Here is a 10,073-nt window from a genome sequence, read left to right on the forward strand (position 1 = left end):
CTAGCAAAGCTCAGATAAAATGATTAATAATATTTACTGATAAATAAACAGTAACGATTGTCTCCTGTTGGCTCATAACTTAATTTGTCGGCAATGGTAGACATAATTTTTAAACCCCGCCCCCGGTCTTGCTCATTCTCATCAAATTCAGATATTTGCCGCAATTGCTCCTCTAAATTAAATGGTTCACCTTGAGACCAAATGCGGATTTCTATATATTCATTTCCCCGTACAGCTTCTATTTCAATAGGAGTTTCAACAGGTAATTTTTTGTGTGCATGTTCAACAATATTAGTAAAGCCTTCCATCAAAAGTGTTTGACATTGCCACCAAATCTCTTTATCAGAAATAGGTGGGTGATTCATCTGCTCGAACCAAAATAATACTTGAGGCGATGCTGTAAGGTCTGTGTTGACTTTTAGATAAATTTTAGTTTTCACTTCTTAACCAATGAAATAATTTGAGACGATCCTATTCTTATTTAATTTATTTAATTTGAGTATTTTTACTATACATTTAAAACTAAATTGCATATAAGTTTAATGATAGCAATTGCTTCCTTTTGATATAAACATAATTCAGGAATCAGAATTCATTCTAGTAAACTTTAATTTATGTTTAAAATTTTGGTTATTGATGATGATCCTATAGTGCGAGCAGTACTGAAAAAAACACTCCAAAATCAGGGTTATGATACCACTGTAGCGAGCAATGGCAAAGAAGGAATTACACAAGCAAAATTACTACATCCGGCTCTGATTATCTGTGACTGGATGATGTCCGAGCTAGATGGGCTAGAAGTGTGTCGTCGAATTAGAACAGATCCACAGTTAGCAACTACTTTTTTTATTCTATTGACGGCTAGGGGAGCAGCTCGAGGAGAGGAGGAAGATCGAGTTAGAGGACTTGACGCTGGAGCAGATGAGTTTATCTCTAAACCAATAGAGATGAATGAATTGAAAGCACGGGTGAGAGCAGGATTAAGATTACACCAGTTAAATCAAGATTTACAAAGTCAAAAAGAAGTTTTGGAGACACTCAATCAAGATTTACAAACCCAAAAGCAAATTTTGGAGGCAGAATTAGCTGAGGCTGCTGATTATGTGCGATCGCTCTTACCCTCACCGCTTGCAGGAGCAGTAACTACAGAAAATCTGTTTATTCCCTCAGCACAGCTAGGGGGTGATTGCTTTGACCATTATTGGATCGACGAGGATAATTTGGCAATTTATTTGTTGGATGTATCAGGTCATGGGGTGGGTTCAGCCCTCCTATCTGTATCGGTGCTGAATGTTTTGCGATCGCAATCTTTACCAAATACCAACTTTTGTCAACCCAGTGAAGTCCTAAAAGCGCTCAATCATGCCTTTCAAATGACGAAGCACGGTGATAAATACTTCACAATCTGGTATGGAGTTTATCACCGTCTGAAACGTCAGCTTATTTATGCCAACGCTGGACATCCACCAGCTTTACTGCTATCTCATACCTCGACAACAAGCATCCAAGTTAAACAGCTAAGTTCTTTGGATCTCCCAATCGGCTTTTTAGCTGATGTCCAATTTGAGGATGCTATTTTTCAGATCGAAGAGAACAGTATTTTATACATTTTTAGTGATGGTGTTTATGAAATTAATCAGTCAGATGGTAGAATTTGGGGTATTGATGCTTTCATTGACTTACTAACTAAATATAGTCGAAAAGATTCTTGTGTTCTCAATCAACTATTAGCGAACATCCTTATCTTAAATTCTCAAGATAATCTTGATGATGACTTCTCTTTAGTAAAAGTGAACTTTGGTTAGTATGTCAAATGTGCCAATTTAAATTTAGGCTAGTATTGGAGCTTACTGTGTTGCCAATACTTGGCGATTGAATTCATCTTGGTCAGCAAAGGTTTGAAAAACTCTATCCATTTTAGTCAATTCAAACAACATTCTGACTTGATCGCTGATCGAACAAACAAAAAGTTTAGTATTAGCATTCCGAGCCATTTGCATTGCTGAGACTAAAGCACCTAAACCAGAACTATCGATAAACTTTACTTCTTTCATGTCAAGTAACAAAATATCGGCTCCAGTTACCAGAATTTCGCTAACTTCACGACGCAGTTCATTACCTCTAACACCATCTAAAATCCCAGATAATTCTAGTAATTTTACGCTCATAGTCATGGTTTTATCCTATTGTTTGACTGGGGAAAATGTATTTACATTTTGGCATTGACCTAAGCTAAAGTGCAATAGATATTGCAATAGTTTTGTATCTTAAAGGAATTTGCTTTAATTCGTGTTCGCGTACCGTGGCGTAGCCATACTTACTTGTGTAGTGCGGCTTGGTAATTATTATTTACTATTGCAGTAAAGAATCTAGCCTCTAGACATTAGCGAAAAATTTCAAAAGCTTTAAAATAACCATCTTTATAACCTAAATATCGTGCCCAGAAACAAGACATGTCGAGTGGCAATGTGGCAAACTTGCCACCCAACATGAAAAAATACTGCAAATTATACAGCTAGGATTACGTTATTCCTTGACGTTAGCACAACTATCGCATTGTTTCTTTCTAGATGGTCTGAAAATTCAGTGTCTGATTAAATCAAGATCAAGTTAGCGGCTCTGCGTTAAAGTAAAAATATTGGGATCAAAATCTCTGCCAGTAAGTTCAAACACCACTAATCTTTACCACTGCGGCGATAATGTCTCAAGAGCATAACGAATCACTCCAACTTCAAGAGATCACCAAACTTAAACCGAAACACTTTGCTGATTTAGTCAGATCAGCACAATTGATTTTCGACCCTACAGCCGGAGTTTCGGGAAGACATATAACAGTTGACTGGGAACAATTCGGAATTCCCCATGATGTGGCAGACAATCTCAAGTCACTTGGTCAAGAGTACCAATATGCATCTCCTCACATCCCTGTTGAAGTCATTTGGAGTAAATTAACTCCCAAAACTCGTATTTGGTTTGTTGAAAACAAAAATAAGTTGTGGCAAATTGAAGAAGCTTTCCCAGCCCTTGACGAAGATTAAAGAAATATGAATCATTTGTAGGGGCATAATCGTTGTGCCCCTAACTACCAGCAGCTAGGAGGACATTTTTTTACCAAATTAAGGCATCACGTATTTTTTAAAAAACTGCTGTTTTGCTTCGAAGGACTTTTAAGCTTTCAGCCTGCTGTTGCACGCGTTCACTAATGCGATCGCACGCTAACTTACAAAGCTCAAAAATCATTGGTTCGGCAATCTCGTAATAGGCACTTGTGCCTTTGGGCTGACGAGATAGAATTCCTGCTTGAGTTAAGATTTTCAGATGCTTAGATAGATTTGCCTGACCTAAGCTAGTAACCTCAGCAATTTCCATTACATTCATTGGACCTGATTTTAGACTAGCTAAAATCTGTAACAGAAATCAACTAGCCTTTTAGTCCAAAGTCCAGAAGTAAAACTACTGTCCCCTATACAGCAGTTTTCTCTTGTATGAAGTACAAAGAGCAGACTTTTAGCCACTTTGCTGCTAATTTGCTACTCAAAACGGTAGCCTTAAAGAAATACACTATATTTTGGCTATGTTGCCTAAACCCAAGAAATATTGGACACCCCAGCACTGGGCAAGTTGGAAGCCTTTCGGCATTGGCGAACAGTACCCTAACAACTATTGGGAAGTATTTCGGGCAATCTGGCTGTCTCGTGACAAACTACCTTATGCGTGGAATATTCTTGATAAAGGTGTTTGTGATGGTTGCGCTCTTGGAACAACCGGGATGAAGGATTGGACAATAGAAGGTATCCATCTCTGCAATGTCCGGTTGCGGCTGTTGCGGATGAATACTATGCCAGCTTTTGACCCTGTGCTATTGGAGGATGTCTCACAATTACAAAAGCAAAAAAGTGTCCAATTACGGGACTTGGGAAGACTTCCTTTCCCGATGATGCGTCAACGAGGGGAAAAAGGTTTTCGCCGTATTAGCTGGGATGAAGCTTTAGGGGTAATTAGTGATCGCATCCGTGCCACTACACCAGACCGCCTTAGTTTTTATATTACCAGTCGCGGAACTGTCAACGAAACTTATTATGCCACCCAAAAAGCTGTGCGGGCAATGGGAAGCAATAATATTGATAACGCTGCCCGCATCTGCCATTCTCCCAGTACGGCGGGACTGAAAGCTGCTCTGGGTGCAGGGGCCACCACCTGTTCTTATAAAGACTGGATTGGTACTGATTTATTAGTTTTCATTGGTTCCAACGTTGCCAATAATCAGCCAGTCACTGTTAAATATCTCCATTACGCCAAAAAAGCTGGCACGAAAATTGTAGTTATTAACACTTACCGCGAGCCAGGAATGGAGCGCTACTGGGTGCCTTCAATTGTGGAAAGTGCCGTTTTCGGTACAAAGTTTGCCGAAGACTTCTTCTTAATCAACATGGGCGGGGATATAGCATTTTTGAATGGCACAATTAAACACATAATTGCTAACAACTGGGTAGACCAGTCATTTATAGATTTACACACAGTTGGCTTTGCCGAACTCAAAACATCTTTAGAAAGCCAATCTTGGGAAGAATTAGAGCGGCTTTCTGGTACATCCTGTGAGCAAATGTACGCCTTTGCCAAAATGGTCAAAGAAGCCAACAAAGCGGTGTTTGTTTGGAGTATGGGCATTACCCAGCATGAATGCGGCGAAGATAATGTGCGAAGTATTATCAACTTAGCTCTCACCAAAGGTTTTGTCGGTCGGGAAGGCTGCGGTTTAATGCCAATTCGCGGCCACTCTGGGGTACAGGGTGGGGCAGAAATGGGCTGTTATGCCACAGTGTTTCCCGGTGGTAAATCTATCACTCCAGAAAATGCTGCCCAATTGAGTCAGCATTGGGGCTTTAAAGTGCCAGCGAGTAAAGGTTTAATTGCTCCAGAAATGATTAACGTCGCATATCAGGGGGAATTAGATGTGTTGTTTTCCGTGGGAGGGAATTTTTTGGAAGTGTTGCCAGAACCGGATTATGTGGAAGCGGCGCTGAAGAAAATACCGTTGCGGGTACATACGGATATTGTTCTCTCCAGCCAAATGTTGGTGGAACCTGCTGATACTGTGGTGCTTTTACCTGCGACGACTCGCTACGAAATACCAGGGGGAGTAACAGAAACTAATACTGAACGTCGGGTAATTTTCAGTCCAGAAATTCCAGGGCAGCGCATTGGAGAAGCGCGTCCAGAGTGGGAAGTTTTTCTAGAATTAGCAAGGCGCGTGCAACCAGATTTGGCAGATAAGTTGGCTTCTGCTGACACAGCTGCTATCCGTCAAGAAATTGCTCAAGTTGTCCCCCAATATGCTGGGATTCAACACTTACAACAGGCTGGCGATCAATTTCAGTATGGTGGGTCACATTTGTGCTTTGGTTGGAACTTCCCTACATCAGATGGGAAAGCACACTTTGGCGTATTATTGCCACGCCAAAGGGAATTACCAGAAGGTTACTTCTTAGTAGCAACGCGCCGAGGTAAGCAATTTAATAGTATGGTACAGGAACGTAAGGATGCAATTACTGGGGCGGTGCGAGAGGCAGTGCTAATAAATGCTGCTGATGCGGCACTGTTGGATTTAAAAGATGGGGATAAGGTAATTCTTAAGAATGAGTTAGGTGAGTTGTTCTGTCAAGTTTATATTGCGCCAATTCAGTCAGGAAACTTGCAAGTCCATTGGCCAGAAGGTAATGTGCTACTAGATAAAAGTAAGCGATCACTAGAAGGGGTTCCTGATTATAATGCGATCGCACGGTTGGAAAAAATCTGAATCAAGTCTCATTTTTTCAGCTTTAACATTTCCACCAGTATATCCATTAACTTATATCCCAAAGCCTTGTATGAAAATTACACAGCGATCTCATAAAAAACCCTCTCTTGAACTTAAAATTTCTAACATGGATATAAATGAACTTCTCAAATCTTATGCTGCTGGAGAAAGAAGCTTCCAAAGACTGAATCTGCAAGAAGCAGAATTAACAAATGCCAACCTCATAGGCGCAGATTTTAGCTATGCTGATTTACGTAAAACGCGATTTGGTAAAACTAATCTTAGCCAAGCTTGTTTACGGGAAGCAGACTTGAGTAAGTCTATCCTTTGGGGTATAGATTTGAGTGAAGCAGACTTATATCGTGCTGTTCTCCGAGAAGCTGATTTAATGGATGGAAAACTAGTCAACACACGCTTACCCCGCTCAAAGAATCTAAATCAACTATTAAAAATCAATTGGGTAAAGCCAGAAATGTTGAATGCTGATACAAAACTTTACATTATTAGTTACACTAAGTCTCAAAAGCTTAAATTAGTCAGCAAAACATCATCTCCTCAAACCAATGAACATAGCTGATTTTCTGACACATACAAGATTGAAGATAGCGGAATTTATCTAATAGTGTATGTCCCCATTGTTCGGGAATAGATAAAAGCTGTAAAATCAGATAGGCTATCAAGCTCACGTAAATTTGTATGGTAATACCATTGACGTTTTTGGTAATGAGTTTGTCAAGTTTTAAGTGCATCTTTAAAAACTTCCACAACAATTCAACTCCCCAACGTAATCGATAAATATCCCTAATTTCATCATCATGAACAGCTGCATCTCCCGACTCTGGTAAATTAGTCACTAAGCGAAACTCGGTTTTTGTCTCTAAATCACAGAAATTAATTACTCTATAAGCTTGAGCATCATCAGATGCACCAACTTTGACCAATCCATTTGAGCCATCAAATTCTAGTTTCCAATTGTTTTTTATCCGCAAAACAAAATATTTGTTTTCTTGTACTAATTCTTGGATAAATTTTAATCCAGCAAAACCCCTATCCATTACTCCAACAGCATTTATTGGGAGACTAGACATCATTTTGGAACCAAATTTATAATCATGGTCATGTCCAAAATTGATGAAGTTATCTTCTGGGCTTCCTGTGGAGAGATTTAAGGAACTAAACAGCTTGACTTGATGATGACCTAGTACCCATAACAATTTACTTGTGAGAGTAATAATTGTTGAATCTATTGGACAAATTGCATATTTATTGTGTAACTTTTTTTGAACTTTCTTCTGTACTAATTCATTTAATTTTTGGTAAATCTCTTGAAAAGGTTTTTGGCTTCGATGTAAATTTGCTTTAGAGAAAGTAGAAATATCTACCTCAAAACAATTGTTATTTAATCTGTTAAACAAATCTCGCATACTTGTTAAGCTGTTATCCAGGGCATAGGATAGCCAGCACTCAAAAAACAGACGACTGTTCAATACTGGATAATCGTTTTTTGGCAGGCTTTTCAGTATATCTTTGACAATTTTGGGAAATGAATTTATAATCACAATCAAACTAATATATTTTAAGCCTTAGCCCAAAACTACCATATTTTGGGCTATTTTTATCGGATTTTTCTTAACATTCAACACTTCTGGGGTAAAGCAACTGACCGCCCCACTTTACGTTAGATATTTCAATGCTTCCAGTCTATTCATTTAGTTAGATTTAACAATGAAAAACACGTCTCTAATTGGACTCAAGACAGGGATTTCATTTTAAACCTTTTACCAGATGATTGTCTCCATTACTATCAATTAGTCAGCTAAATTTTCTTTTTATTAATTTAATATAGACAAAACAATGAGCTAATATCTTTGATTTATAGCTCTAACTTGCTATGTCGATAATCTAGTTTCGCTACTGTTATTTATTCATCTAATTTATGATTAAAGCATTTAATATCTTCATTTATTTATCTCATTTAAATCTATCTAACACCAGTTATTATTGCTCGTTATTGACAATAGGCTTTGATGCCATTTTTGCTGATTCATGGCTGCTCAAATCTCTTTTTCGACTAAATATGTCTGTTTTAATTCCTGCTTCGCTTTTTGATCTCAGTAATTTCCCTCTGTGACACTTGGGGTGCGGAAGGTGGGATAGAAAATTGCGTTAAGGACTTCCCACATATCAACTTCACGCTTGCGACTACCGGGTTTTGGTTCTGGAATCATGTCACTTAGAAATTCATATTGAACACGGGTCAGATTGCTGGGGTATGCTTTACTCATGTCGCTCTCTCAGTGCTGTCTACTATATATTGACAGCGTATACTGAGAGAGCTTTTTTACCATCTCTCCGACTTTTCAAACACCCTCTAAGATTGAATTAGTACTGGCTGATAGCTTATATGGTGAAAGTAGCCAATTTATTAGTAAAATAGCTGAATATAATTTAGCATATGTAGTCAATTAGAAGTAATAATGGAGTCTGGTTGCCAGCAGGACAAGGCGTTAGGGCAAATAAATGGTGTAAATTTGAAAGAACATTTAGCAATCAAAAATCAGAAACTAGATACATTAGGGAAATAATTTATGGTAAAAAAAGAGCCATAACTTACTGGGAAATAACTACTGACCCAGAAACTATGCCAGAAAATTCTACCTCCTTCGTGATGACAAACCTTCAAGGGAATTTGAAGAAAACTTTAGGCGATTTATATGGATTAAGAACCTGGGTAGAATATGGGTTTCGACAGTGTAAACAGGAACTAGGATGGACAGATTATCGTTTCACTAATTTCCAACATATTGAGAGATGGTGATAGATTATTTTTTATGTTTACACGATGATTTTTTTAAATTCTCCAGTCTTCTTAGGCTTAAATAAATCTCGTCAAATTGAGACTGAGGCAGAAGAAAATAGTGATGTTGATTTTTCTAATCATCCGCAATGGAACCATGAATACGGATGGAAAAATACTTTAAATAATCTGCGTCTAATTATCCAACCACTTTTACTATTTTGGTTGATTTATCCCTTCCCTGGCTAAGTATTTTCCCTAATTCACATTTATTGCTAGGATTTAATCATTTAATTGCTGCAATGAATCAATTTAAACCTGGTTATGCTTGTGGATAATTTAACTTATTTACTACTTACTTGTTCCGGAAAGTGACAGAAGAGGAATACAGCGTTTCCTGCTGTTATGAAGTACACTATTTTCCCCTCAACAATCGCTCTTTTTCGACCCTTTCAGTACTAAACACGTACCTCACAATAGCGGTAACTGCTTGTATATTGGTGAATTTGGAGGGCGATGCCTACAGCGGTAAACTACGCATTTTGTGGAATCATGGAATGCGTAGTTGACAGCAGTAGATGCAAAATTTAACGCACGGTTTCCCGTAAAACCTCAGCATCAACGGGTTTAATCAGGTAAACCAACAATAGATTCCAAACAATTGCTGCAATCAAAGGTAGTTTGCGAATCAGCTTCACAACTTTGGGCACAGAACTGCTCTCAATCTCTGCAATTTTCATGTTGTAGCCCGCACAGCCTTGCAGGCGTGGGAAAAACTTGGGATGTTCCGTATTTAACATTACAGGGAAAGCTCGGCCGGCAGTTTCATTGGTGTTACGAACAACTTCGCGGTCAAATTCCGTCGCATCAAGTCCCAATGAGGTGTAAAAACCAGCCCGTTCATGAACTGTCAAAGTGTGGGTAGCAAATACCGATAACAAGAAAAAGCGACTCCACAACCTAGCTTTCCAGTTGTTCCACAGTTGTGGTTGAGAACGTAAAAGCGCCTTGAATATATCCCCGTGACGGTTTTCATCCTGACACCAACTCTCAAAATATTGGAATATCGGGTAAAACTGGTTTTCTGGGTGCTTTTCTAGATGTCTATAGATAATAATGTAACGCCAGTACCCGATTTTTTCTGATAAGTAAACGGTGTAAAGTACCCACTGAATTGGGAAAAACGTATAGGTGCGGGTTTTAGTAACATTGCCTAAATCTAGGGAGAGTTTAAAATCGCCCATTGCTTTGTTGAGAAATCCGGCATGGCGAGCTTCATCACGTGCCATCAGTTGAAATATTTCCGCTAGCAGTGGACTGCGATTTTTCAGCTTGCGGGATAGTTCTTTGAATAGCAAGAAGCCGGAAAACTCAGAAATGCAAGAGCGCTCCAAATACTCAATAAATGCCTGTCTTGCTTCACCTTCAATGTGTTCCCAAGACTGGTTAAATACCTCATCCCGAACAAAATGATGACGG

The 10,073-nt window shown here is 38.8% G+C and carries 7 protein-coding genes and 5 pseudogenes (1 of these 12 cut by a window edge); 6 read left to right on the forward strand and 6 right to left on the reverse strand.

Features of this window, described 5'->3' with window-relative positions:
- Positions 1-23 precede the first annotated feature (23 nt).
- Positions 24-440, reverse strand: a complete 417-nt coding sequence (locus FBB35_RS20930) for an anti-sigma regulatory factor (RefSeq protein WP_174711243.1) — start codon at positions 438-440, stop codon at positions 24-26.
- A gap of 174 nt (positions 441-614) precedes the next feature.
- Here FBB35_RS20930 and FBB35_RS20935 point away from each other — a divergent pair, with 174 nt between their 5' ends.
- Positions 615-1,805, forward strand: a complete 1,191-nt coding sequence (locus FBB35_RS20935) for a SpoIIE family protein phosphatase (RefSeq protein ID WP_174711244.1) — start codon at positions 615-617, stop codon at positions 1,803-1,805.
- 42 nt (positions 1,806-1,847) lie between these two features.
- Here the strand turns inward: FBB35_RS20935 and FBB35_RS20940 are convergent, their stop codons facing one another.
- A complete protein-coding gene (locus FBB35_RS20940) occupies positions 1,848-2,174 on the reverse strand; it encodes an STAS domain-containing protein (protein ID WP_174711245.1) in 327 nt (108 codons plus the stop codon).
- Positions 2,175-2,699: 525 nt separating this feature from the next.
- On the opposite strand from FBB35_RS20940, the gene FBB35_RS20945 reads away from it, so the two are divergent.
- Positions 2,700-3,038 carry a hypothetical protein gene (locus FBB35_RS20945; protein ID WP_174711246.1) on the forward strand — a complete coding sequence of 113 codons (339 nt, stop codon included), beginning with the start codon at positions 2,700-2,702 and terminating at the stop codon, positions 3,036-3,038.
- A 97-nt stretch (positions 3,039-3,135) separates the two neighbouring features.
- On the opposite strand, the pseudogene FBB35_RS20950 reads toward FBB35_RS20945, so the two are convergent.
- Positions 3,136-3,429: pseudogene (locus FBB35_RS20950) on the reverse strand (ArsR/SmtB family transcription factor); the annotation flags it as partial.
- 145 nt (positions 3,430-3,574) lie between these two features.
- Between FBB35_RS20950 and FBB35_RS20955 the strand changes: the two are divergent.
- Positions 3,575-5,797: an FdhF/YdeP family oxidoreductase gene (locus tag FBB35_RS20955; protein WP_174711247.1), complete on the forward strand. Its 2,223-nt coding sequence runs from the start codon at positions 3,575-3,577 to the stop codon at positions 5,795-5,797.
- A 127-nt stretch (positions 5,798-5,924) separates the two neighbouring features.
- Positions 5,925-6,215 (forward strand): annotated as a pseudogene (locus FBB35_RS20960) (pentapeptide repeat-containing protein); the annotation flags it as partial.
- A 118-nt stretch (positions 6,216-6,333) separates the two neighbouring features.
- Here FBB35_RS20960 and FBB35_RS20965 read toward each other — a convergent pair.
- Positions 6,334-7,356, reverse strand: a complete 1,023-nt coding sequence (locus FBB35_RS20965) for an IS4 family transposase (protein WP_174708137.1) — start codon at positions 7,354-7,356, stop codon at positions 6,334-6,336.
- 90 nt (positions 7,357-7,446) lie between these two features.
- Here FBB35_RS20965 and FBB35_RS34910 point away from each other — a divergent pair.
- A pseudogene (locus FBB35_RS34910) lies at positions 7,447-7,617 on the forward strand (IS1634 family transposase); the annotation flags it as partial.
- Positions 7,618-7,950: 333 nt separating this feature from the next.
- On the opposite strand, the pseudogene FBB35_RS20970 reads toward FBB35_RS34910, so the two are convergent.
- Positions 7,951-8,082, reverse strand: a pseudogene (locus FBB35_RS20970) (IS5/IS1182 family transposase); the annotation flags it as partial.
- 88 nt (positions 8,083-8,170) lie between these two features.
- Between FBB35_RS20970 and FBB35_RS20975 the strand changes: the two are divergent.
- A pseudogene (locus tag FBB35_RS20975) lies at positions 8,171-8,932 on the forward strand (transposase); the annotation flags it as partial.
- A 249-nt stretch (positions 8,933-9,181) separates the two neighbouring features.
- Here FBB35_RS20975 and acsF read toward each other — a convergent pair.
- Positions 9,182-10,073: the 3' portion of a magnesium-protoporphyrin IX monomethyl ester (oxidative) cyclase gene (gene acsF / locus FBB35_RS20980; protein ID WP_174711248.1), read on the reverse strand. The gene runs 164 nt beyond the window's last position; 892 of the gene's 1,056 nt are visible here — the last part of the coding sequence; its start codon lies beyond the right edge, outside the window — the gene reads right to left on this strand; the stop codon is at positions 9,182-9,184.

The sequence above is a fragment of the Nostoc sp. TCL240-02 genome (assembly GCF_013343235.1).
Classification (GTDB): Bacteria; Cyanobacteriota; Cyanobacteriia; order Cyanobacteriales; family Nostocaceae; genus Nostoc.